The organism is Pseudomonas sp. MIS38, assembly GCF_019891575.1.
GTDB classification, from domain to species: domain Bacteria; phylum Pseudomonadota; class Gammaproteobacteria; order Pseudomonadales; family Pseudomonadaceae; genus Aquipseudomonas; species Aquipseudomonas putida_A.
Window position 1 is genome coordinate 293,740 of sequence record NZ_JAFLXF010000001.1, and the last position, 24,271, is coordinate 318,010.

The 24,271-nt window shown below is 62.5% G+C and carries 21 protein-coding genes; 6 read left to right on the forward strand and 15 right to left on the reverse strand.

Going from position 1 to position 24,271, the window contains the following annotated elements:
• Positions 1–40: 40 nt before the first annotated feature.
• Both J1G18_RS01310 and J1G18_RS01315 read left to right on the forward strand, forming a co-directional pair.
• Entirely contained in the window at positions 41–1,414 is a 1,374-nt protein-coding gene (locus tag J1G18_RS01310; RefSeq protein WP_223006978.1) for a DUF2868 domain-containing protein, read from the forward strand.
• The gene (locus J1G18_RS01315) at positions 1,407–2,792 is read left to right on the forward strand and encodes a GTPase/DUF3482 domain-containing protein (protein ID WP_223006979.1); all 1,386 of its coding nucleotides are present in this window, start codon (positions 1,407–1,409) and stop codon (positions 2,790–2,792) included. Before J1G18_RS01310 ends, J1G18_RS01315 begins: the two co-directional genes overlap by 8 nt.
• Before the next feature lie 173 nt (positions 2,793–2,965).
• On the opposite strand, the gene J1G18_RS01320 is transcribed toward J1G18_RS01315, so the two are convergent.
• The 7 genes from J1G18_RS01320 to J1G18_RS01350 form a co-directional block, all read right to left on the reverse strand.
• Positions 2,966–3,526, reverse strand: a complete 561-nt coding sequence (locus J1G18_RS01320; protein ID WP_223007103.1) for a phosphonate degradation HD-domain oxygenase — start codon at positions 3,524–3,526, stop codon at positions 2,966–2,968.
• Positions 3,526–4,659 carry a TIGR03364 family FAD-dependent oxidoreductase gene (locus J1G18_RS01325; protein WP_223006980.1) on the reverse strand — a complete coding sequence of 378 codons (1,134 nt, stop codon included), beginning with the start codon at positions 4,657–4,659 and terminating at the stop codon, positions 3,526–3,528. The genes J1G18_RS01320 and J1G18_RS01325 overlap by 1 nt, the downstream gene beginning before the upstream one ends.
• A gap of 137 nt (positions 4,660–4,796) precedes the next feature.
• Positions 4,797–5,822 (reverse strand): putative 2-aminoethylphosphonate ABC transporter substrate-binding protein, encoded by a 1,026-nt coding sequence (locus tag J1G18_RS01330; RefSeq protein WP_003229178.1) that lies wholly within the window; start codon positions 5,820–5,822, stop codon positions 4,797–4,799.
• Between the two features lie 47 nt (positions 5,823–5,869).
• A complete protein-coding gene (locus J1G18_RS01335) occupies positions 5,870–7,594 on the reverse strand; it encodes a putative 2-aminoethylphosphonate ABC transporter permease subunit (RefSeq protein WP_135296783.1) in 1,725 nt (574 codons plus the stop codon).
• Positions 7,594–8,670 carry a putative 2-aminoethylphosphonate ABC transporter ATP-binding protein gene (locus J1G18_RS01340; protein WP_003229183.1) on the reverse strand — a complete coding sequence of 359 codons (1,077 nt, stop codon included), beginning with the start codon at positions 8,668–8,670 and terminating at the stop codon, positions 7,594–7,596. The genes J1G18_RS01335 and J1G18_RS01340 overlap by 1 nt, the downstream gene beginning before the upstream one ends.
• Before the next feature lie 242 nt (positions 8,671–8,912).
• On the reverse strand, positions 8,913–9,776 hold the full coding sequence (locus J1G18_RS01345) for a LysR family transcriptional regulator (protein WP_223007104.1): 864 nt from the start codon (positions 9,774–9,776) through the stop codon (positions 8,913–8,915).
• Between the two features lie 16 nt (positions 9,777–9,792).
• Positions 9,793–12,108, reverse strand: a complete 2,316-nt coding sequence (locus J1G18_RS01350) for a heavy metal translocating P-type ATPase (RefSeq protein WP_223006981.1) — start codon at positions 12,106–12,108, stop codon at positions 9,793–9,795.
• Positions 12,109–12,192: 84 nt separating this feature from the next.
• Here J1G18_RS01350 and cadR point away from each other — a divergent pair, with 84 nt between their 5' ends.
• Positions 12,193–12,642 carry a Cd(II)/Pb(II)-responsive transcriptional regulator gene (cadR, locus tag J1G18_RS01355; protein WP_098966121.1) on the forward strand — a complete coding sequence of 150 codons (450 nt, stop codon included), beginning with the start codon at positions 12,193–12,195 and terminating at the stop codon, positions 12,640–12,642.
• A gap of 126 nt (positions 12,643–12,768) precedes the next feature.
• Here cadR and J1G18_RS01360 read toward each other — a convergent pair whose 3' ends face one another.
• From J1G18_RS01360 to J1G18_RS01370, 3 genes are all read right to left on the reverse strand, one after another.
• Positions 12,769–13,740 carry a thymidylate synthase gene (locus J1G18_RS01360; RefSeq protein WP_047596629.1) on the reverse strand — a complete coding sequence of 324 codons (972 nt, stop codon included), beginning with the start codon at positions 13,738–13,740 and terminating at the stop codon, positions 12,769–12,771.
• A gap of 50 nt (positions 13,741–13,790) precedes the next feature.
• Positions 13,791–14,606, reverse strand: coding sequence for a prolipoprotein diacylglyceryl transferase (lgt, locus tag J1G18_RS01365; RefSeq protein ID WP_007965581.1), 816 nt, complete (start codon positions 14,604–14,606; stop codon positions 13,791–13,793).
• 93 nt (positions 14,607–14,699) lie between these two features.
• On the reverse strand, positions 14,700–15,482 hold the full coding sequence (locus J1G18_RS01370) for a sulfite exporter TauE/SafE family protein (RefSeq protein WP_027610537.1): 783 nt from the start codon (positions 15,480–15,482) through the stop codon (positions 14,700–14,702).
• 130 nt (positions 15,483–15,612) lie between these two features.
• On the opposite strand from J1G18_RS01370, the gene J1G18_RS01375 reads away from it, so the two are divergent.
• A complete protein-coding gene (locus J1G18_RS01375) occupies positions 15,613–16,359 on the forward strand; it encodes an NRDE family protein (protein WP_210556406.1) in 747 nt (248 codons plus the stop codon).
• 116 nt (positions 16,360–16,475) lie between these two features.
• Here J1G18_RS01375 and ptsP read toward each other — a convergent pair whose 3' ends face one another.
• A complete protein-coding gene (gene ptsP / locus J1G18_RS01380) occupies positions 16,476–18,755 on the reverse strand; it encodes a phosphoenolpyruvate--protein phosphotransferase (protein ID WP_047596633.1) in 2,280 nt (759 codons plus the stop codon).
• Positions 18,756–18,777: 22 nt separating this feature from the next.
• A complete protein-coding gene (locus J1G18_RS01385) occupies positions 18,778–19,257 on the reverse strand; it encodes an RNA pyrophosphohydrolase (RefSeq protein WP_003229203.1) in 480 nt (159 codons plus the stop codon).
• Between the two features lie 143 nt (positions 19,258–19,400).
• On the opposite strand from J1G18_RS01385, the gene J1G18_RS01390 reads away from it, so the two are divergent.
• Complete coding sequence (locus tag J1G18_RS01390; protein WP_223006982.1) at positions 19,401–20,057, forward strand: HAD family hydrolase; 657 nt, start codon at positions 19,401–19,403, stop codon at positions 20,055–20,057.
• Between the two features lie 105 nt (positions 20,058–20,162).
• Here J1G18_RS01390 and J1G18_RS01395 read toward each other — a convergent pair whose 3' ends face one another.
• Positions 20,163–20,588 (reverse strand): DUF2269 domain-containing protein, encoded by a 426-nt coding sequence (locus J1G18_RS01395; RefSeq protein WP_098966127.1) that lies wholly within the window; start codon positions 20,586–20,588, stop codon positions 20,163–20,165.
• 39 nt (positions 20,589–20,627) lie between these two features.
• On the reverse strand, positions 20,628–22,142 hold the full coding sequence (ilvA, locus tag J1G18_RS01400; RefSeq protein ID WP_027610533.1) for a threonine ammonia-lyase, biosynthetic: 1,515 nt from the start codon (positions 22,140–22,142) through the stop codon (positions 20,628–20,630).
• A gap of 315 nt (positions 22,143–22,457) precedes the next feature.
• Between ilvA and rpiA the strand changes: the two genes are divergently transcribed.
• On the forward strand, positions 22,458–23,132 hold the full coding sequence (rpiA, locus tag J1G18_RS01405) for a ribose-5-phosphate isomerase RpiA (RefSeq protein WP_007913886.1): 675 nt from the start codon (positions 22,458–22,460) through the stop codon (positions 23,130–23,132).
• A gap of 149 nt (positions 23,133–23,281) precedes the next feature.
• Here the strand turns inward: rpiA and J1G18_RS01410 are convergent, their stop codons facing one another.
• Entirely contained in the window at positions 23,282–24,199 is a 918-nt protein-coding gene (locus J1G18_RS01410) for an SdiA-regulated domain-containing protein (protein WP_223006983.1), read from the reverse strand.
• Positions 24,200–24,271 lie beyond the last annotated feature (72 nt).

The window sequence follows — 24,271 nt, forward strand, 5'->3', positions numbered from 1 at the left end:
GCGGTTATGCTCACTGCTCAATTGAGCAACGGAATGGCGCGTGACTGAACTGACTCCACTGCAAAACCTCTGGCTGACCGAAACCATCCGCCTGCGCGAAGAACACGCAGGTCCCCTGGAGGATCTGGAAGCCAATCGACTGGCCCGCGCGGCCGGCGGCGATCTGCCGGGCCGTATTCAGCGCCGCGCCGTGTGGCTGGCCGAGCGCGACGGGCTGAGCGCAGCACTCCAGCACTGGCTGCAAGGCGCGCGTCTGGCGCTGGTGCTGCTGGTCATTTTTGCGCTGCTGAGCGGCGCCGGTCTGGCCTTCGCCGCGCTGAGCCAGACACCGGTGAATGTGTTCTGGGCTTTGGGCAGCCTGCTCGGATTGAACCTGATTCTGCTGCTGAGCTGGGCGCTGGGGCTGATCTTTGCCGGTGAACACGGCGCCACCCTCGGGCGCTTGTGGCTGTGGCTCAGCGAAAAACTCGCCCGCGATGCCAAAGCCGCGCAACTCGCGCCGGCCCTGCTGCTGATGTTGCAGCGCAGGAAACTCAATCGCTGGGCGCTCGGCACTTTGGTCAATGGCCTGTGGTTGCTGGCGATGCTCAGCGCACTGCTGTTGCTGCTGACACTGATGGCGACCCGGCGCTATGGTTTCGTCTGGGAAACCACCATTCTCAGCGCCGACACCTTTATCAACCTGACCCAAGCCCTCGGCGCGCTGCCGGCGCTGCTCGGCTTCAACGTGCCGACCGTAGAGATGATCCGCGCCAGCGGCGGCGCAGCGCTGGATATCGAAAGCGCGCGACAAGCCTGGGCAACCTGGCTGGTCGGCGTGCTGGTGGTCTACGGCGTGCTGCCGCGTCTGCTGCTGGCGCTGTTGTGTTTCTGGTGCTGGAGTCGCGGCAAAGCCGCGCTGACGCTGGACTTGAACCTGCCCGGTTACGCCCAGTTGCGTGAACGGCTGATGCCGACCAGCGAACGCCTCGGCATCAACGACGCCGCGCCTGCGCAGTTGCATCGGGTCGAAAGCAGCGTCAGCGAACACGCCAGCGACGGCGCTTTGCTGGTAGCCATCGAACTCGACGATCAGCGCCCGTGGCCACCGGCCCTGCCGAAAACCGTGAGCAACGCCGGAATCCTCGACAGCCGCGAATCGCGGCACAAACTGCTCGAACAGCTCAGCCGTTTCCCCCCGGCGCGTCTGCTGATCGCCTGCGACCCGCGACGCTCGCCGGATCGCGGCAGCCTCGCGCTGATCGCCGAACTGGCGCGCAACGCCAGCGCCACCCGGGTCTGGCTGCTGCAAGCACCGCCCGGCGAAGCGCTGGACAGTGCCCGTCTCGGCGACTGGCACGTTGCGCTGCAACAACTGGAGTTGCCGTTCGCCGATTGCGCGCCGATGAACTGGCTGGAGAGCGGTCATGACTGATGCCCGGAAAGCGCCGCTGAAACTCGCGGTGGTCGGCCACACCAACGTCGGCAAGACTTCGCTGCTGCGCACCCTGACCCGCGACGTCGGCTTCGGCGAAGTCTCGCACCGGCCGAGCACCACTCGACATGTCGAGGGTGCGCGGTTGTCGGTGGACGGCGAGCCGTTGCTCGATCTCTACGACACGCCGGGGCTGGAAGACGCCATCGCCCTGCTGGATTTCCTCGAGCGTCTGGAGCGCCCCGGCGAACGTCTCGACGGCCCGGCGCGACTGGCGCGGTTTCTCGACGGCAGCGAAGCGCGTCAGCGTTTCGAACAGGAGGCGAAAGTGCTGCGACAGCTACTCGCGTCCGACGCCGGTCTGTATGTGATCGACGCCCGCGAACCGGTGCTGGCCAAGTATCGTGACGAACTCGAAGTGCTCGCCAGCTGCGGCAAACCGCTGCTGCCGGTGCTGAATTTCGTCAGCAGCGCCAACCATCGCGAACCGGACTGGCGCGAAGCGTTGGCGCGGCTCGGCCTGCATGCGCTGGTGCGGTTCGACAGCGTTGCGCCGCCGGAAGATGGCGAGCGGCGCCTGTACGAAAGCCTTGCGCTGCTGCTGGAAAACGCCCGTCCGCAACTGGAGCGCTTGATCGCCGATCAACAGGCCCAGCGCCTCGCCCGCCAACAAAGTGCGGCGCGTTTGATCGCCGAATTGCTGATCGACTGCGCCGCGTGCCGACGCAGCGTGGTCAGCGAGGCCGAGCAGGAGCAGCAAGCGATCAGCGAACTGCGCAAAGCCGTGCGTCAGCGTGAACAGAAATGCGTCGAAGCGCTGCTCAAGCTCTATGCGTTTCGCCCGCAGGATGCGGCGGCCAGTGATCTGCCGTTGCTCGATGGGCGTTGGGGCGATGATCTGTTCAACCCGGAAACCTTGAAGCAACTCGGCGTGCGGGTGGGCGGCGGGATTGCGGCAGGCGCTGCGGCCGGGGCTGGCGTGGATTTGCTGGTGGGCGGGATTACCCTCGGTGCGGCGGCTTTGGCCGGTGCGATTGCCGGTGGTGCACTACAAACGGCGCGCAGTTATGGCAGCCGCTTGCTCGGCAAGATCAGGGGCCAGCGGGAGTTGACCGTGGATGACGGGGTGTTGCGGCTGCTGGCGTTGCGGCAGCGCCAACTGTTGCTGGCGCTGGATCAGCGCGGGCATGCGGCGATGGAGGCGGTTCAGGTCGCCACCCCGCAGGACAAGACCTGGCGCGAAGGCAAGTTGCCGGATGCGCTGAGCAAGGCGCGGGCGCATCCGCAGTGGTCTTCGCTCAATCCGCATGCGAAGTTGAATCAGGCGGAGCGGCAGGAGCAGATTGAGGCGTTGGTTGATCGGGTGCTTGAGCTTTAGATCGCTACCCCCTCACCCCAGCCCTCTCCCCCAAGGGGTAGAGGGGGAAGGGAGCAGATCTTCTGGCTTTTCAAAACCTGAGTTCGACTGGATATTTCAGATCGATGCAGGGCCCAAGAACAACACGGTCGGCTCCCTCTCCCTCCGGGAGAGGGCTGGGGTGAGGGTTGCAATCACTCAGCCGACAACAAAACCTCAGCCTTGCGCTTCAGCACACCCAAATCCATCACCGGCACCGCCCTCTCCTTGGCCAGCTCGTCCCACTGGCGCATGCGCAAGCTGACGGCACACAACGGATCCCGCTCAAACACATCCGCCTCAGCCTCGCTCATCACCCCGCCCTGATATTCCAGCGTGCGGCGACTCGCTTCACTCAGGCGTTCGAAATACCCAGGCTCACGCAAGGTCAGATAGCGCTTGGCCTCAACGTGATATTCCACCAACCGCGCCAGGCGCTCACTGAATCCCGCCTCACGCAAATAATCCGCCCCCAACCGCTCATGGCTGACCACGCCATAACCGCCCATGTTCTCGGCACCTTCGGCGCACAGGTGGCCGATGTCGTGGAAGAACGCCGCCAGCACCACTTCATCATCAAAGCCTTCAGCCATCGCCAACTGCGCTGCCTGAGACATGTGTTCGATCTGCGACACCGGCTCGCCGATGTAATCACTAGCACCAAAGCGTTCATACAACGCAAACACCCGGTCAACGACTTGCGCATGCCCCGCCATCACATTTCCTCCAGCCATTGCGCCACGTTGCGCTCGGCCATTGCCGGGCCGACGCTCATGCCGACGCCGGTGTGCATCAACGCCACACTCAGCCCCGGTGCCGGGCGCAGCAACGAAAACGGCCCCGGCCCACGGACACCGTAGACGCCCTGCCAGCGCTCGACCACTTGCACCTTGCAGCCCAGCGTGTGCTCGGCCAGCTCCAGCATCCAGTTGTCCACTTGCTCGGCGTTGAACGGCGACGGATCGCTGCCGTAATGGTGCGAGTCGCCGATGATCAGCTCGCCATACGGCGTCGGACTGATCAGCAGGTGAATGCCGTTGTCGTGCAGGTGCGGTTGTTCGCGCAGGATCTGCGCCTGCACCGCCGCCGCTTCTGGCAAATCGGCGAAGGCGCCGTAGTGCACGCAGCTCAAACCGGTGAGCAAGGCGTGTTGCAGATTCAGCTCGATCTGCGGTTTGGCGCGGAGCATTTGCAGGCGGCAGATCTGCGGATCGAGCGCGGCAATCGGTTCGGCCAGCAGGGTCTGATAATCGTGGCCGGAGCAGACGATGATTTGCTTTGCCGTGAAGCTGCCGGCGGTACTGTGCAGGTGCCCCGGTTCGACGTCGCGCACCAGCGTACTGAAGTGAAACTCGACGCCGAGGTCGCGGCGCAGATAGTCGATCAACGCCGGAATCGCTTCACGCGAGTACAGCTGTTGATCGTCCATGCCGTGCAGCGCCGCGCGGTGGTGGCTGAACTGACCGTGATACAGATCACGCAGGGCGGCGCCACGCAGCAAAGCGACGTTGTACCCGTGCTCCACGGCGCGGCCGTTGCAGAAAGCTTCGAGCAAGTGTTCTTCGGCTTCGCTGCGGGCGAACAGGTACGAGCCGTTTCGCTTGATCTGCAGACCGGCGAGTTGCGCCCAGTCACCCCAGATCTCGCGGCTGGCCTTGGCCAGTTCAAGCATCGGCCCCGGTGGCTGGCCGGTGACCAGCGCCTGACCGAAGTTACGCACCGAAGCGCCGAGGGGCGTGGCGGTGCGTTCGAAAACGCTGACCTTGAGGCCGCGTTTGGCGGCGGCGTAGGCGTGGGACAGGCCGAGGATGCCGGCGCCGACGATCAGCAGGTCTTTGTGTTGAGTCATGGAGATTTTCCCTGAATGGGAGACCGCCTTCGCGAGCAAGCCCGCTCCCACAGTTTGATCGCATTCCTTCCGGTGGAACTCGGTCGAATGTGGGAGCGGGCTTGCTCGCGAAGAGGCCCTGTCAGTCGATAAAGATCTTACTTGGCAACGACTTTCTCGGACTTGCCGTCATAACGCTTGCGCCATTCGGTCAGGATCTCGTCGCGGTTCTTCGAGGCCCAGGCGAAGTCGTTTTTGATCAAGCGCTGCTCGTAGTCGGCCGGCAGTTCGGTCTGCGGCTTGGCGATGCCCGGCTGGGCGAGGACGGCGAAGTTTTCCTTGTACAGATCCATTGCCTCGGCGCTGGCGGAGAAGTCCGCGAGTTTTTTCGCCGCGTCTTCATGCGGGGTGCCTTTGATCACCGCAGTCGCCTCGATCTCCCAGCCCAGGCCTTCTTTCGGCAGGATGATGTCCAGCGGCGCGCCCTGGCGTTTCAGCTGTACCGCCGGGTATTCGAAGGAAATACCGATCGGGAATTCGCCCGCAGCAGCCAGTTTGCAAGGCTTGGAACCGGAGTGAACGTACTGGCCGATGTTCTGGTGCAGACCGTCCATGTAGGCCCAGCCCTGCTTCTCGCCGAAGGTTTGCAGCCAGGCGCTGACGTCGAGGAAACCGGTGCCGGACGACGCCGGGTTAGGCATGACGATCTTGCCCTTGTACTCAGGCTTGGTCAGATCCTGCCAGCTCACCGGCTTGCTCAAGCCCTGCTTCTCGGCTTCCACGGTGTTGAAGCAAATGGTCGCGGCCCACACGTCCATGCCGACCCAGGCTGGCGGGTTGGCGGCGTCGCGGTAGTTCGCGCCGATCTTGCCCAGATCCTTCGGTGCATAGCTTTGCAGCATGCCCTGCTGATCGAGGATCGCCAGGCTCGAAGCGGCCAGGCCCCAGACCGCGTCAGCCTGCGGACGGGCCTTTTCGGCGAGGAGTTTGGCGGTGATGATCCCGGTGGAATCGCGCACCCACTTGATCTCGACGTCCGGGTTGGCCTTCTCGAACGCGGCTTTGTAAGCGGTCAGTTGCTCGGCTTCGAGGGCGGTGTACACCGTCAACTCGGTTTTTGCCGCGAAGGCATTCAGGCTGAAAGTAGCGAGCACAGCAGCGGCCAGGGCCATAGGCTTGAACATGATCGTTTTCCTGTCGGTGAGTTGAGGCTGTAGGGATAAGTCGTCAATCAGTGACCGGGCGCGGTTTGCCGCCAGGCCTGGGAACGGCGCAGCAAGCCGCGCGAAGCCCACGCCAGCAGCAAGGACACGCCTGCCGAGGTGAACAGAATCAGGGTCGACATCGCTGCCGCGCCGCCGACGTTGCCGGCGTCATCCATGTTCAGCACCGCGACCGCCGCGAGGATGGTGTCGGGGCTGTAGAGGAAGATCGCCGCCGACACCGTGGTCATCGCCGAGACGAACAGGTAGCGCACGATGTCCAGTAGCGCCGGCAGGCAGATCGGCACGGTGACGCGCAGGTAATGGCGGTACAGCGGCGCCTTGAGCGACAGCGCGGCGGCTTCGAACTCGGCGTCGAGCTGGCGCAGCGCGGTGGTCGCGGTCATTTGCGCGGTGGTCAAATAGTGCGCAATGGTGCAGACGATCAGCAGGGTCATCGTGCCGTACAGCACGTGCAGCGGGTTGCCGCTGAGGTTGAAGAAAAAGACGTAACCCAGGCCAAGCACCAGCCCCGGCACTGCCATCGGGATGAAACTGAGCATGCGCAACGTCAGGTTGAGGCCGCGTTGGCTGCGGGTTTTCTCCATCAGGTAAGCGCCAGTGAAGATCAGCACGCTGCCAATCAGCGCCGTGCCCAGCGCCATCTTCAAGCTGTTGCTGTACGCCAGCCAGCCACCGCCGGCGGTCTCGTTGAACTGGTAGTGATTGAGCGACAGCGACAGGTTGTACGGCCAGAACTTCACCAGCGACGAAAACACTGCCATGCCGAACACCAGCAGCAGCGCCGCGCTGATCAACAAAACAATCGCCAGATAGCAGGCATCGCGCCGCTTCGACGGCGCCGGTTTGAACACCTGGGCGCGGCCGCTCATGGAATCGCCGTGACGCCGACGCAACCAGGCATCGACGCCGAAGCTGAACAGCGCCGGCAGCAACAGCACCATGCCGATCAGCGCCCCGCGACCGAATTGTTGCTGGCCGACCACGGCTTTGTAGGCTTCCAGCGCCAGCACTTGATAGTCGCCACCGACCACCACCGGCACGCCGAAATCTGTGATGGTCAGGGTGAACACCAAGCAGAACGCGGCGAACACTGCCTGCCGGGTCGCCGGCCAGGTGATGCTGCGAAAGGCTTTCGCCGGACTGGCGCCCATGCTCGACGCCGCATCGAACAGCCGCGCATCGGCCAGCGACAGCGCCGACAGCAGAATCATCAGCGCATGGGGAAAGGTGTAGATCACCTCACCCAGCACAATGCCCCAGAAACCGTAGATATTGTCCGAGAGCAGCCCGCGCAACATGCCCTGGTTGCCGAACAGATAGACCAATGCGATACCCGGCAGCATCGATGGCGCCATCAATGGCAGCAGGGAAATCCCGCGCCAGATGCCCTTGGCTGGAATCAATGTACGTTGCAGGGCGTAGGCAAACAGGTAGGCCAGCGGTACGACGATGGCCGCGACGCTGAGGGAAACTTTCAGGCTGTTGCCGAGCAGCCAGTGGAAATTCGCGCTGCTCACCAGTTCCTTGGCGGCGAGCCAGCCACCGCCCTGCCCGGCCTCGCTGCTGAAGCCGCGCCAGAAGATCGCCAGCAACGGCAGCAGCACAGCGACACCGAGTAGCAATAGCAGCAGGAGTTTGCCGCCGAGGACGAAGATCCGGTCACCGACCTCGGCCCCGGACACTCGCCGCGCCTGCTTGTGCGGTAGCGGCAGTGCGATGTTCGCGCTCATCAGGCGAACACCTGCAGGCTGCGCGGCGGCAAGGCGACCATGATCTGCTGGGCGCCAAGGCGTGGCATGGCTTCCGGCGCCAGTTCAGCAAGCAGCGCGTGGCCCGGCAATTGGTCGAGTTCGAAGCTCATGCGGCAGCGATTACCGAGAAAGGTGATCTCACGGACTTTCGCCGGAAACAGGTTTTCTTCGTGCACCAACGGATTGACGCTGATTGCTTCCGGGCGGCAGAACAGTCGGCCCGAAGCGCCGCTGACGCTACCATCGGCCAGACGCACATCCATCCCTCCAACCCGGGCGTGACTGGCGCTGCTGCGCTGGAACGGCAGCCAGTTGCCCTGCCCGACGAACTCGGCCACGAATGGCGTGGCCGGGCGGTTGTAGATTTCCTGCGGGGTAGCGTATTGCTCGACGCGGCCGTTGTTCATCACGGCGATGCGGTCGGCCATCAGCATGGCTTCGTCCTGATTGTGCGTGACCATCAGGGTGGTGATGCCGAGGTTGCGCTGCAGTTGGCGCAGCTCGGTGCACAGATGCTCACGGACGCGGGCGTCGAGGGCCGACATCGGTTCGTCGAGCAATAGCAGCGACGGCGCCGGGGCCAGGGCGCGAGCCAGGGCAACCCGCTGTTGCTGGCCGCCGGACAATTGACCCGGGTACTTTTTCTCACTGCCGGTGAGGCCGACCAGTTCCAGCATCTGCCCGACGCGACGGCGTACTTCGTCGCGACCGCTGCCGGCGAGGCCGTAGGCAATGTTCGCTTCGACGGTCAGATTGGGGAACAGCGCGTAGGACTGGAACAGAATCCCGTAATCCCGGGCCTGCGGCGCGAGGTGCGAAACATCGCGGTCACCGAGGTACAACTCGCCGCTGTCCTGCTTCTCCAGCCCGGCGATGCAGCGCAGCAGCGTGGTCTTGCCACAGCCCGACGGGCCGAGCAGACACACCAGCTCACCGGCCGCGACATCGAGGGAGACGTTATCCAGCGCGGTGAACGCGCCGAAGCGTTTCTGCACGCCGCGCACTTTCATCGGCGCACCGGGGTTGGTCAGGGCAGTTGCGATTGCAGGATTCATGGACAGACCTCATCAAGCTGATGGGGCCAATCCTAGAGTTGTAATGCGTCCGTCATGTGGCAGTAGGGCAAAAACGGCTGATAGTGGTATTCGGGGATTTTGGTTCAGGTTTCAAGTCATGGGTTGCCTGGTCTGACGCCTTCGCGAGCAAGCCCGCTCCCACACGGGGACAGTGTTCACAACACACATCCAATGTGGGAGCGGGCTTGCTCGCGAAGAGGCCCATATGTGCACTGAAGAAATCAGGCCGGGGACATCTCTTGGGCCAGGCCAAGAAACGCCGCCGGCAACCGCGCACCCTTGCGCTCCTTGAGGCAATACAGATACTCGGGAATCTGCGGCGCATTCTCGATGGTCAGCACCCGCAACTGCGGATCGTGCGGCACTTCCTGGCGGGCAATGATGCTGATGCCGATATTGCGCAGCACCGCCTCGCGGATCGACTCGCGGCTGCCGATCTCCAGCAACGGGCCGAAACTGACCCCGGCGTTTTGCAGCAACTCCTCGGTCAAACGGCGGGTGGTCGAACCCGACTCGCGCATCAACAACGTATGCCCGGCCAGCGCACTCAACGCCACATGCTCCTGCGTCGCCAGCGGATGATTGCGATGCACCGCCAGCACCAGTGGATCGCTGCCCAATACCCGGCGAATCAACCGCGCGTCCTCAAGCAACTGCGACGACGCGGCGACATCGACCCGGTAATCCTCCAGCGCTTCGAGCACCTGCTGCGAGTTGCCGATCTCCACCGATACTTCCACCTGCGGCAGACGCTCGCGGAAGGTCTTCACCAGATCGAGGATGTAATACGGCGCAGTGGCAGCGATGCGCAACGTGCCCTGCACCTGACCGCTGTTGCGCAGGAAGAACTCGATATCGGCCTCCTGCTGCAACAGCGCCTTGACCATCGGCAGCAACCGCGCGCCTTCGTCGCTGACACTCAAGCGTCGGCCGCCACGGTAGAACAGTTCCACCGAGTACTGACTTTCCAGATTACGAATCTGCGTGGTCACGGTGGGTTGGCTGAGGCCGAGCTTTTTCGCCGCCAGCGTAATGCTGCCCAGGCGGGCGACCATATAAAACGCTTTCAGCTCGGCACTCAGCACAACCATCCCTCATCGTTTATTTACGCAGCAGGCGCAAACCGTTGAACACCACCAGCAGGCTCACGCCCATGTCGGCGAACACCGCCATCCACATGGTGGCGAGTCCGGCGAAGGTTACCCCAAGAAAGATAGCCTTGATCACCAGTGCCAAGGCGATGTTCTGTTTCAGGATGCTCGCGGTGTCACGCGACAGACTGATGAACGCCGGGATCTTGCGCAGATCGTCGTCCATCAGGGCGACATCGGCGGTTTCAATCGCGGTGTCGGTGCCGGCGGCCGCCATGGCGAAACCGATCTCGGCGCGGGCCAGTGCCGGGGCGTCGTTGATGCCGTCGCCAACCATGCCCACCCGATGACCCTGTGCATAAAGCGCTTCGATGGCTAGCAGCTTGTCGGTTGGCAGCAAGTCGCCCTTGGCCTGATCGATGCCGACCTGCGCGGCAATCGCCTGCGCGGTGTGCACGTTGTCACCGGTGAGCATCATGGTTTTCACGCCCAGCGCGTGCAACTGGCGGATCGCTTCGCGGCTGGACTCCTTGACCGTGTCGGCCACGGCGAACAGCGCCAGCGGACCAGAACTGTCGAGCAGCAACACCACGGATTTGCCCTGTTTCTCCAGCGCAAACAGCTTCTCTTCCAGTTGCGGCGAGCACAGGCCCAGCTCCTCGACCAGACGATGGTTGCCCAAGTGATAGGTCTGGCCGTTGACCTGTCCCTTCACGCCACGACCGGCCAGCGCTTCGAAGTTATCCACAGTCAGCACGGCGAGGTTTTTATCCACAGCGGCGTTGGCGATCGCCAGCGACACCGGGTGATCGGAACGCCCGGCCAGCGCCGCGGCGATTGCCGGAGCAGTGGCGTCAGCGGTTGGGTCGAGCGACAGGTAATCGGTCTGCACCGGTTTGCCATGAGTGATGGTGCCGGTCTTGTCCAGCGCCAGATAGTCGAGCTTGAAGCCGCCCTCCAGGTACACGCCGCCCTTGACCAGAATGCCTTTGCGCGCCGCCGCTGCGAGGCCGCTGACGATGGTCACCGGGGTAGAGATCACCAGTGCGCACGGGCAGGCCACCACCAGCAGCACCAGCGCACGGTAGATCCAGTCGAACCACAACGCGCCCATAAACAGCGGCGGAATGATCGCCACGGCCAGCGCCAGCACGAACACCACCGGGGTGTAGATTTTCGAGAACTGATCGACGAAGCGCTGCGTCGGCGCCCGCGCACCCTGAGCCTGCTCGACGGCGTGGATGATCCGCGCCAGGGTCGAGTTGTTCGCCGCCGCAGTCACCGTGTATTCCAGCGAACCGGCCTGGTTGATGGTGCCGGCGAAGACTTTGTCGCCGATGGTTTTCTCCACCGGCAGGCTTTCACCGGTGATCGGCGCCTGATCGATGGTCGAACTGCCGCTGACGACCTCGCCGTCCAGCGCAATGCGCTCGCCGGGTTTTACCCGCACGCGGGCGCCGAGTTCGACGCTTTTGACCTCTTGTTCGACCCAGTTGCCGTCGGCTTGCTGCACCGTGGCCTGTTCCGGGGTCATCTGCATCAGGCCGCTGATGGCATTGCGCGCACGATCCAGCGAGCGCGCCTCGATCAGCTCGGCCACGGTGAACAGGAACATCACCATCGCCGCTTCCGGCCACTGCCCGATCAGCACCGCACCGGTCACCGCGATGCTCATCAGCGCGTTGATGTTGAGGTTGCGGTTCTTCAGGGCGATCCAGCCCTTTTTATAGGTGGTCAGGCCGCCGCTGAGGATCGACACCAGCGCAATGATCGCCACCACCCAGGTCGGCGCGGCGTTGGTGAAGTGGATCACTTCAGCCGCCAGCGCACCAACGCCAGACAGCGCCAGTGGCCACCAGTGTTTTTTCACCGGCGCCGGGGCCGGGGTTTCGATGCCCGCCTCCAGTGGTTCGGCGTGCATGCCCAGAGACGTGATCGCCTCGGTGATCGGCGCGGTGTCCGGCAGATTGTGGGTCACGCCGAGCACGCGGTTGATCAGGTTGAATTCTAGTTGCTGCACACCGGCCAGTTTGCCGAGTTTGTTCTGGATCAGCGTCTGCTCGGTCGGGCAGTCCATCGCTTCGATGCGGAAACTGCTCAGGCGGGCGTCAGCGCTGGTCTTTTCGCTCAGTTGCACCAACGCAGGCGCGGCGACTGTCGACGAGCAGCAAGAATCTTCGTGCGAATGAACCGGTGCCGGTGCTGCGGCTTTCGACCCGCAGCAGGAATCGCCGCCATGTTCGTGCTTATGCACAGGCTGCAATTTATGGCTGTGGCTATGATCGTGCCCGTCGCCGGGCTTGTGGGTGTGCTGGGAATCGCTCATTGGTCGCGTCCATGAAGGTGCCTGTTGCCAAGTAAAGACCCTGTAGCCACTATAGGGTCAAGCACCCTTTTGGAGATTGCCGTCATGAAGATCGGAGAACTGGCCAAACTCACCGACTGCGCCGTGGAAACCATCCGCTATTACGAGCGCGAAAACCTGCTGCCGGAGCCGGCGCGCAGCGACGGTAACTACCGCGTTTACACCCACGCCCACGCCGAACGCCTGACCTTCATCCGCAACTGCCGCACCCTCGACATGACCCTCGAAGAAATCCGCAGCCTGCTGACCTTGCGCGACAGCCCGCAGGACCAGTGCGAAAACGTCAATGCGCTGATCGACGAGCATATCCAGCATGTAAAGGCGCGGATTGACGGGTTGCTGGCGTTGCAGACACAACTGCTCGACCTGCGCCAACGCTGTGGCGAAGGGCCGGGGGCGGATCAGTGCGGGATTTTGCAGCGGCTGGAGGTGAGTGGCGGGGTTGTGGCGACGGAAGTCGAACACTCCCATGTAGGCCGTAGCCACGGCCACTGAGACTTACACAGAACCGAATGTGGGAGCGGGCTTGCTCGCGAAGACGGAGTGTCAGTCGACATCATCGTTAACTGATACACCGCATTCGCGAGCAAGCCCGCTCCCACCAGGTATTGCGTGAAGTTTTTAGACCGCCATTGGCGCGGTCATTGGCGCATGGTGCTCATAGCCTTCCAGCGAGAAATCGCTCGGCTCGACCAGCTCCAGCCACTCCGGCTGGTACACACCGGTCTTGGCAAACTCCGGCACGCGGTCGGAGATTTTCAGTTTCGGCATGGCGAACGGCTCGCGTTTGAGCTGTTCGTTGAGCATGTCCAGGTGGTTCTCGTAGACATGCGCATCACCGATGAAATAGGTGAACCAGCGCGGCGTGTAGCCGGTCAGGCGCCCGATCAGGCTTAGCAGCGCAGCGCCTTCGGTGAGGTTGAACGGCGTGCCCAGGCCCAGGTCGTTGGAGCGGATGTACAGGGTCAGGGAGATCTCTTTGGTCTCGACGTTCGGGTGGAACTGGTACAGCAGATGACATGGCGGCAGGGCCATTTCATCGAGCTGGGCGACGTTCCAGCCGTGGAACAGAATACGGCGGCTGCCCGGATCCTTGATGATCGTGTCGACGCACTGGCGCACCTGGTCGATGGCTTTGTACAGCACCACATAAGCCTGGCCGTCTTCTTCGCCCTGGGCGATCTGCTTGTAGCCGTTGCTCAGGGTCTGTTCGATGGCGGCAGTGTTGCTCAGCGGGATCTGCTTGTACGCCGGCCATTTGCGCCATTGCACGCCGTAGATTTCGCCGAGGTCGTCTTCGCCCTGACGGAACGGGTTGGCCAGCCATTGCGCATTTTCGTTGGCGTTCTGATCCCAGACCTTGCAGCCCAGCGCACGGAATTCCGCGGCGTTGTTCACGCCGCGCAGAAAACCGCACATCTCGCCGATGGCCGATTTGAAGGCCATCTTGCGGGTGGTGATCGCCGGAAAGCCTTCCTGCAGATCGAAACGCAGCATCGCACCCGGGAAACTGATGGTGTTGATGCCGGTGCGGTTGGCCTGTTTGGTGCCGTTCTGGATGACGTGCGAGACCAGTTCGAGATATTGCTTCATGAGTTACCTGTGTCCTTTGAGCCCCGGCGTCGCGCGCCGGGGTTCGTAGTTTAAGCGGTCGGCGCGAGCGGCGCTGCCGGCGCACGACGATAGGCCAGCCAGATCAGGAACAGACCGCCGACGATCATCGGTACGCACAGCACCTGACCCATGGTCAGCCAGTTCCAGGCCAGGTAGCCCAGTTGCGCGTCCGGAACGCGGACGAACTCGACAATAAAACGGAAAATTCCGTAAAAAAGCGCGAACATGCCGGATACGGCCATGGTCGGACGCGGTTTACGCGAGAACAACCACAGGATCAGGAACAGCGCCACGCCTTCGAGCGCGAACTGATACAGCTGCGACGGGTGACGCGGCAGCTGCGCCGGATCGCTGAACGGCGGGAAGATCATCGCCCACGGCACGTCGGTCGGCTTGCCCCACAGCTCGGCGTTGATGAAGTTGCCGATACGCCCGGCACCCAGACCGATCGGCACCATCGGCGCAACAAAGTCCATCAGTTGGAAGAAGGTCTTGCCGTTACGCTTGCCGAACCACAGCGCGGCGAGCATCACCCCGATGAATCCGCCATGGAACGACATGCCGCCCTTCCACACTTCGAAAATCAGCGTCGGGTTGGCGATGTAGGCGCTCAGATCATAGAACAGCACGTAACCCAGACGTCCACCGACAATCACCCCCATCGACAGCCAGAACACCAGATCGGAGAGCTTCTCCTTGGTCCAGGTCGGGTCGAAACGGTTGAGCCGGCTCGACGCCAGCAGCCATGCGCCGCCGATGCCGACGAGGTACATCAGGCCGTACCAGTGGATTTTCAGCGGACCGATGGCCAGGGCCACCGGGTCGATCTGCGGGTAAGGCAGCATTGCGACTCCTCGTTAGAGTTGAAACCAAAATTCCCGGGCGACGCTGCCACCTCAGGATTAAGCCAGGATTGCGGCCCGTTCTGACCCAGCGGATCAGAGCAGGAAATTCAGGCCCACGCAGAACAGCAAAGCGGCGAACAGCCGTTTCAGCAAGCGCGGCGACAATCTGTGGGCCAGGCGCGCGCCGAGACGGGCGAACACCATGCTGGTCAGGGCAATGCCCAGCAGCGCCGGCAAATAGACAAAACCGAGACTATGCGGCGGCAACAGCGGATCATGCCAGCCCAGAATCATGAAACTTAACGCACTCGCCACAGCAATCGGCAAACCGCAGGCCGACGACGTTGCCACCGCCTGCTGCATCGGCACGCTGCGCCAGGTCAGGAACGGCACGGTCAGCGAACCGCCGCCGATTCCGAAAATCGCCGAGGCCCAGCCGATCACACTGCCGGCCACGGTCAGACCGAGTTTGCCCGGCACCGTTCGACTGGCCTTGGGTTTGACCTCCAGCGCCAGTTGCACGGCAATCACCAAGGCGAACACGCCGATGATCTTCTGCAGGTTCGGCCCGGAAATCGCCTCGGCCGTCAGCGCCCCAAAACCGGCGCCGAGCAGAATACCCACGGTCATCCACATGAAGATCGGCCAGCGCACCGCACCACGTCGATGGTGTTCACGCACGGCGTTGACCGAAGTGAAGATGATGGTCGCCAGCGATGTCCCTACCGCCAGATGCGTGAGGATCGACTGATCGAATCCCTGCAAGGTAAAACTGAACACCAGCACCGGGACAATAATGATCCCGCCGCCCACCCCGAACAGCCCGGCCAGCACGCCCGCACAGGCGCCCAACGCCAGATAGAGCAGAAATTCCATGACCGTCTCCCAGACGCATCCCCAAAACCGGAGCGGCATGGTAACGGATGCATGCCCTTTGGCTCCACTGACGATGGATGCACGGACGCCGACTGCGTAGAGTGAGCAGAAAACACACAAGGACCACCTTATGTGCCTGATCGTTTTCGCCTGGCGCCCGGGCCATGCCCAGCCGCTGATCGTCGCGGCCAACCGTGACGAGTTCTACGCCCGCCCGAGCCTGCCGCTGGCGCCATGGGCCGACGCGCCGCATGTGCATGCCGGCCGCGATCTTGAGGCTGGCGGCACGTGGCTGGGGATTGGTGCCAACGGACGTTTCGCCGCACTGACCAATATCCGCGACCCGCACCAGCCGCCGGCGCGCAAGTCACGAGGGGAACTGGTGGCGCGGTTTCTCACGGGCGATGCGTCGATTGATGATTACTTAAGCGATGTGGTCGCGCGCTCGCCGGAGTACGCCGGGTTCAACCTGCTGCTGGGTAATGCCCATGAGCTGTGGCACTTCAATGCGCGGACGTCGGAACCGGTGATGCTCGAACCGGGCGTCTACGGGCTATCGAATGCCGGGCTGGATACGCCGTGGCCGAAGTTGCTCAAGGCCAAGGTGGCCCTGAGCGCGGTCTTGGATGATCCGCAGCCTGCGCGACTGCTGGGGTTACTGAGCGATGCGCAGACCGCGCCGTTTAACGAATTGCCGGACACCGGGGTCGGGCTGGCCACTGAATCACTGCTGTCGAGTGTGTTTATTGCCAGTCAAAGTTACGGGACACGGGCGAGTACGGCGTTGATCGTGCAGGCGGACGGCACGCGGCGAATGGTCGAGCGCAGCTTTGGGCCGTATGGCGGGCATTTGGGCGAGGTGGAGATTGCTGTTTAGCAGCGTTTGAACTGACGCCTTCGCGAGCAAGCCCGCTCCCACATTCGACCACATTCCAAAGGTAGAACTCGGTCAAATGTGGGAGCGGGCTTGCTCGCGAAGAGGCCCACAAGGTTTTAGAGAGCCTTGTTGACCGCCGGCGGATTCATCTTCGACAACCCGAGATTCTTCAGCGCCAGTTGCAGCGAGCTGTGGATAACTTGCGGGTTATCGATCTTCATCAGCTCCGCCAGCAGATCCTTGGCCTTGCTCAGGTTGATCTGGCGCAGCATCCACTTCACTTTCGGCAAGTTGGTGGCGTTCATCGACAGGCTGTCGAAGCCCATCGCCATCAACAGCACCGCCGCTGCCGGATCACCGGCCATTTCACCGCAGATGCTCACCGGTTTGCCTTCGGCATGCGCGTCGCGGACCACGGTTTGCAGGGCTTGCAGCACCGCCGGGTGCAGGTAGTCGTAGAGGTCGGCCACTCGCGGGTTGTTGCGGTCGACCGCCAGCAGGTACTGGGTCAGGTCGTTGGAGCCGACCGACAGGAAGTCCACCTGCCGCGCCAGCTCCTTGGTCTGGTACACCGCAGCCGGAATTTCAATCATCACCCCGATCGGCGGCATCGGCACGTCGGTGCCTTCGTCGCGCACTTCGCCCCAGGCCCGGTGGATCAGGTGCAAGGCTTCTTCGAGTTCGTGGGTGCCGGAGATCATCGGCAGCAGGATCCGCAGGTTGTTCAGGCCTTCGCTGGCCTTGAGCATCGCGCGGGTCTGCACCAGGAAGATTTCCGGGTGATCGAGGGTCACGCGAATCCCGCGCCAGCCGAGGAACGGGTTGTCTTCCTTGATCGGGAAGTACGACAGCGACTTGTCACCGCCGATGTCGAGGCTGCGCATGGTCACCGGTTGCGGGTGGAACGCGGCGAGCTGCTCGCGGTAGATCGCCAGCTGTTCCTTTTCACTCGGGAAGCGCTGGTTGATCATGAACGGCACTTCGGTGCGATACAGGCCGACACCTTCGGCGCCGCGCTTCTGCGCCCGCGCCACATCGGCCAGCAGCCCGGTGTTGACCCACAGCGGCATGCGGTGGCCATCGAGGGTCACGCACGGCAGATCACGCAGGGTGTCGAGGCCCAGCGCCAGTTGTTTCTCTTCTTCGACCACCTCGGCAAACTGCTTGCGCAGCACATCGCTGGGGTTGGTGTAGACCTCGCCGCGGGTGCCATCGACGATCACTTCGATGCCGTCAACCTTGGCGTACGGCAGGTCAACCAGACCCATCACCGTCGGAATGCCCATGGCCCGGGCCAGGATCGCGACGTGCGAGTTACCCGAACCGAGGACCGACACCAGACCGACCAATGTGCCTTCCGGCACCTCGCCGAGCATCGCCGGCGTCAGCTCTTCGCTGACCAGAATGGTTTTTTCCGGGTAGACCAGGTTCTGCTGACGCTCTTCCTGCAAGTAGGCCAGCAGGCGGCGGCCGAGGTCTTTGACGTCCGACGCACGCTCGCGCAGGTAGGCGTCGTCCATCAGTTCGAAACGATTGACGTGCTCAGTGACCACCTGACGCAGCGCGCCCTGGGCCCACTGGCCGGTCTTGATCACGGTGGTGATTTCGCTGCCCAGCGAGGCATCGTCGAGCATCATCAGGTAGACGTCGAACAGCGCACGCTCTTCCGGGCGCAGCTGGGTCGCGAGCTTGGCGGACAACGCGCGCATGTCGGCGCGCACACCTTCGATGGCGGTCTTGAACAGCGCCAGCTCGGCGTCGATGTCGGTGATGGTTTTATCTGGCACAACGTCCAGGTCCGCCGGCGGCAGCATGACCACCGCGGTACCGACCGCCGCACCCGGCGAGCCCGGTACGCCGACGAACTTGGCTTCCTGAATGCCCTTGCCCTGTCTGCCCAGACCACGGATCGAGCCGGTGGCCTCGGCGTGGGCGATAACGCCGGCGAGCTGCGCGCTCATGGTCACGAGGAAGGCTTCTTCACCTTCATCGAACTGGCGGCGTTCTTTCTGCTGGATGACCAACACGCCGACGACGCGGCGGTGGTGAATGATCGGCGCCCCGAGGAAGGAGGCGTAGCGCTCCTCGCCGGTCTCGGCGAAGTAGCGGTAGCGCGGGTGATCCGCGGCGTTTTCGAGGTTCAGGGGTTCTTCACGCGTGCCGACCAGACCCACCAGACCTTCGTTGGGTGCCATGCTGACTTTGCCGATCGAGCGCTTGTTCAAGCCCTCGGTGGCCATCAGGACGAAGCGGTTGGTCTCGGGATCAAGCAGGTAGACCGAGCAGACCTGGCTGCCCATGGCCTCTTTGACGCGCAACACAATAATCCCCAACGCCGCCTTGAGATCCTTGGCGGAGTTAACTTCCTGGACGATCTTGCGCAGCGTATTGAGCATGGCTCGGGGTCGAACTCCGTCGTCAGTCGCGCGCTAAAAGGCGCGGGGCAAGCTCTTTGAGGGCGCGTCGATACACCTCGCGCTTGAATGTCACCACCTGGCCCAACGGATACCAATAACTGACCCAGCGCCAGCCATCGAACTCCGGTTTACCGGTCAAATCCATCCGCACCCGCTGCTCGTTGGAGATCAGGCGCAGGAGAAACCATTTCTGCTTCTGGCCGATGCACAGCGGTTGGCTGTGGGTACGCACCAGACGTTGCGGCAAACGATAGCGCAACCAGCCACGAGTACAGGCCAGTATTTCAACATCTTCACGTTCCAGGCCAACTTCTTCGTTCAGCTCGCGGTACAAGGCGTCCTCCGGCGTCTCCTCGGGGTTGATTCCCCCTTGTGGAAACTGCCAGGCATCTTGATTGATACGGCGAGCCCATAGCACCTGGCCGGCGTCATTCGTCAGAATGATCCCGACATTGGGGCGGAAACCATCGGGGTCGATCACGGCAACAACCTCGCAAACGCATGTCGCCGCATTGTTCCACAAAGCTTGATAAGGCGGCAACGAAGGTTCCTACCTTATGTGCACTCTTGTGAAAAGACCGTATTCTTGTCGCCTTTTTACTGACTTTTCAGCGGGTAACTGCAATGCGCCTGGCTCTATTCGATTTGGACAACACCCTTCTGGGCGGCGACAGCGATCACGCCTGGGGCGACTATCTGTGCGAACGCGGCTTCCTCGACCCGGTTGCATACAAGCAGCGTAACGACGAGTTCTATCAGGATTACCTGGCCGGCCAACTGGATAACGCCGCGTACCTGAACTTCTGCCTGGAAATCCTCGGCCGCACCGAAATGGCCGTGCTTGAACAGTGGCACAACGACTACATGCGCGACTGCATCGAGCCGATCGTGCTGCCCAAGGCGCTGGAACTGCTCAAACAGCACCGCGACGCCGGCGACAAACTGGTGATCATCACCGCCACCAACCGCTTCGTCACCGCCCCGATTGCCGTGCGCCTGGGCGTTGAAACCCTGATCGCCACCGAGTGCGAGATGGTCGATGGCCGCTACACCGGGCGCAGTACTGATATTCCGTGCTTCCGCGAAGGCAAGGTGACGCGCCTGAATCGCTGGCTGGAGGAGACTGGGTATTCGTTGGATGACAGCTATTTCTATAGTGATTCGATGAATGATTTGCCGCTGCTGGAGCAGGTGGCGAACCCGGTGGCGGTGGATCCGGATCCGAATCTGCAGGCCGAGGCCGAGAAGCGCGGGTGGCCAGTGATTTCGTTGCGCGACTGATTAGGCCTTCGCGAGCAAGCCCGCTCCCACAGGAGATGGTGTTCACAACACCAATCCAATGTGGGAGGGGGCTTGCTCCCGAATGGGGCAACGCGGTGTGAAGCCTTAAACAGGCTTGGCGCCCATCAACCCGGCAATGGCGATAAAGCAGACAAAGCTGAATAACGCCAAGGCAAAAGTGAACCTGCCAACCCCGCCCGGCGCCTTGCGCAAGCGATTCAACCGCACCAGCAACCAGAACCACGCCAGCGCCGCCACGGTGTACAGCACGCTGGAAGCCAGCAGCCAGGTCTGCCCCAGCGGCCAGCCGACCAGATGCACCATGCCCCAGCCGGTAAACGGCATGCTCAACAGCGCCAGGCCCATCAACAGCCAGATGAACACCCGTGGCCGTTGCAAGGTGCGGCTGCCAGCCGTTGCATCACCTTTGCGGCGCGCCAGAAAAACCCAGACTCCCAAACCCAGCGCACTGGCCAGCAACACCACGGTGGCGACCATGTGCGCGGTTTTCAGGGCAGTTAACGTTTCCATTGTTCGATTTCCTTATGGCCTGCCCATCAGCGTAGCCGCTCAGCCAAGAAACAGCTGATAGGCCGGGTTCTCGCTTTCATCCCAGTACGGGTAGCCGATTTCTTCAAGTGCCGCCGGCACCAGATGACGCTCGTCATGCGGTACTTGCAGGCCTGCGACGACACGACCATCCGCCGCGCCATGATTGCGATAGTGGAACATCGAGATGTTCCAGCGCCCGCCGAGCTTGTTGAGAAAGTTGAACAGCGCGCCCGGACGCTCCGGGAATTCGAAGCGAAACACCACTTCGTCGATCACGTGCGCCGCGTGGCCGCCGACCATGTGGCGAATATGCAACTTGGCCAGTTCGTTGTCGGTCAGGTCGAGTACCGGGAAACCCTGCTCGGTCAGACTCGCCAGCAGCGCGCTGCGCGGGTCGTTTTCCGGGTGCGTCTGCACGCCGACGAAGATGTGTGCTTCGCTGCCGGTGTTGTAGCGGTAGTTGAATTCGGTGATCTGGCGCTTGCCGATCGCTTCGCAAAACGCCTTGAAGCTGCCGGCCTGTTCCGGGATGGTCACGGCGATGATCGCTTCGCGACCCTCGCCCAGCTCGGCGCGCTCGGCGACGTGGCGCAGGCGATCGAAGTTGACGTTGGCCCCGGAGTCGATGGCGACGAAGGTCTGGCCACTGACGCCGCGCAACTCGACGTACTTCTTGATCCCGGCCACGCCCAAGGCGCCGGCAGGTTCGGTGATCGAGCGGGTATCGTCGTAAATATCCTTGATTGCCGCGCAGATCTCGTCGGTGCTGACAGTAATCACTTCGTCGACGTAGTCTTTGCAGATGTCAAAGGTGTGCTGGCCGATCTGTGCCACCGCCACGCCGTCGGCGAAAATGCCCACGGTCGGCAGTACCACGCGCTCACCGGCGGCCATGGCCGCTTGCAGGCAGTTGGAGTCGTCCGGCTCGACGCCGATGACCTTGATGTCCGGACGCAGGTATTTCACGTACGCCGCAATACCGGCAATCAGACCGCCGCCGCCGACCGGCACGAAAATCGCGTCCAGCGGTTGCGGGTGCTGGCGCAGAATTTCCATCGCCACGGTGCCCTGCCCGGCAATGGTGTGTGGATCGTCGTACGGGTGGATGTAGACGTAGCCCTTTTCATCGACCAGTTTCAGCGAGTACGCCAAGGCTTCCGGGAAGGAATCGCCGTGCAGCACCACTTTGCCGCCGCGCGAACGCACGCCTTCGACCTTGATCTCCGGGGTGGTCTTGGGCATCACGATGGTCGCTTTCACGCCCAGCACTTTCGCCGCCAGCGCCAGACCTTGCGCATGGTTGCCCGCCGACGCGGTAACCACGCCACGGGCGCGCTCTTCGTCAGTCAGCTGGGTCAACTTGTTGTACGCGCCGCGAATCTTGAACGAGAACACCGGCTGCAAGTCTTCACGCTTGAGCCAGATGTCATTGCCCAGCCGCTCGGAGAGCTGGCGAGCGTTCTGCAGCGGGGTTTCTACGGCAACGTCATAAACGCGCGAGGTGAGGATCTTTTTGACGTACTGTTCGAGCATCGGAAAGCATCACTGGCGATTGGGCGGGGCCGACGAGTCTAACCCGGCTTTTGGGCGCACGACCACACTGAACAGGGGGTTTTAGCCGGGGCGAACAGTTTGTGATGTAAACCTCATTGTGGTGAGGGGATTTATCCCCGATCGGCGGCGCAGCCGTCGTCAACCTGAGAGCGCAATATTTGGGAGGAGTGCTGGGGAGCGCTTCGCCCTCCATCGGGGATAAATCCCCTCACCACAGGAGTGTTTCCCCCTGCCTTGTCGCGGGGCCTATAATGCCGGCCTTTCCGTACTCACCTGCCCGCTTCCGGAGCCCGCATGACCCAGGATCAACTCAAACAGGCAGTGGCTCAGGCCGCTGTCGACTTCATCCTTCCGAAACTCGACGACAAGAGCATCGTCGGGGTCGGCACCGGCTCCACCGCCAACTGCTTCATCGATGCACTGGCCCAGCACAAGGGCGCGTTCGATGGCGCGGTCGCCAGCTCCGAAGCCACTGCGGCGCGCCTCAAGGGCCACGGGATTCCGGTGTATGAGCTGAACACGGTCAGCGACCTGGAGTTCTACGTCGACGGCGCCGACGAGAGCGACGCGCACCTGAACCTGATCAAGGGCGGCGGCGCCGCCCTGACCCGCGAGAAGATCGTCGCGGCCGTGGCCAAGACCTTCATCTGCATCGCCGACGCCAGCAAACTGGTGCCGGTGCTGGGCGAATTCCCGCTGCCGGTCGAAGTGATCCCGATGGCCCGCAGCCACGTCGCCCGCCAACTGGTGAAACTGGGCGGCGACCCGGTGTACCGCGAAGGCGTGCTGACCGACAACGGCAACATCATCCTCGACGTGTTCAACCTGCAGATCACCAACCCGGTGGAGCTGGAAGCGCAGATCAACGCGATCGTCGGCGTGGTCACCAATGGCCTGTTCGCGGCGCGTCCGGCGGATCTGTTGCTGCTGGGCACCAGCGAAGGTGTGAAAACCCTGAAGGCTGAGTAAGCCCGGCCGCCCCATTCTTGAGGGTAATTGCGTTACCCCCTGTGGGAGCGGGCTTGCTCGCGAATGCGGTGTGTCAGATACATTAATTTGTCTGATACACCGCATTCGCGAGCAAGCCCGCTCCCACATTTGGTTTTTTGGGGTGTCAGTCAGTTTTGCGCAGGTTTCTTGAAGACGTAAAACAAGTTCGGTTCACTCACCAGATACAACGTCCCATCGTCATCCATCGCAATGCCCTCGGCCTGCGGTACGCTCTTCTGTAAACCCTGCCGCCCCTTGTTCAGTGACAGTGTGCTCAACGGCCGCCCGTCCACGTCCAGTTCCAGAATCAGCCCCGACTCGTCGGACAGCGCCAGCAAATGGCCGCTGCGCTCGTCGTATTGCAGGCTCGACAGATCGCGCACGAACATCCCGGCATCGCGCTTGGGGTTGTTGACCACGTGTACCGCGTAGGATTTTTCCGGGTTGAAGTGCGGAAAACCGTGCACCTCATAAATCAGCATCGGATCACGTTCCTTGGCGACGAACAGGCGCTTGCCCACCGAGTCATAGGCCAGGCCTTCGAAGCCCTTGTTGCCGCTCATGTGCACGCCCAGAGTCATCTGTTCAGCGTCCGCCGCATCAAGGAACGTGGTGTCCCGCTCCAGATGCACCTTGATCAGGCGTTGCTGGCGCTCGTCGGTGATCACATAGGTGTCGGCGCTGATGAACTCCACCGCTTCAGGATCGCCGAAGCCGATCAGCGCGATGCGCCGCAGGATTTTGCCGTCGAGGGACAACTCGACCAACTCGGCATTCTTGTTGGTCACGGTGAACAGGCTTTTGCGCACCGGATCGTAGGTCAGCGCCGAAACATCGTCGTTCAGGCCGTCGATGATCCTGGCCTCGACCTCGACCCGGTATTGATCCAGACCAATGGCCTCGCTGCTCAACGGCTGCCACAAGGTATGCAGATTGAACCAGGCGCGCTCGAACAGGCGCAGGTATTGGCCGATCGCGATCAACACGATCAGGACAACAACCGACAGGATGATAAACAGGGGCTTGGGGCGGGCAAGTCGACGCATTCAGGCAGGCTCGGGATCAAAACAGGCGGATGAAATATCACGCCTGTCTGAACTGAAGCTTAATGGCCACTT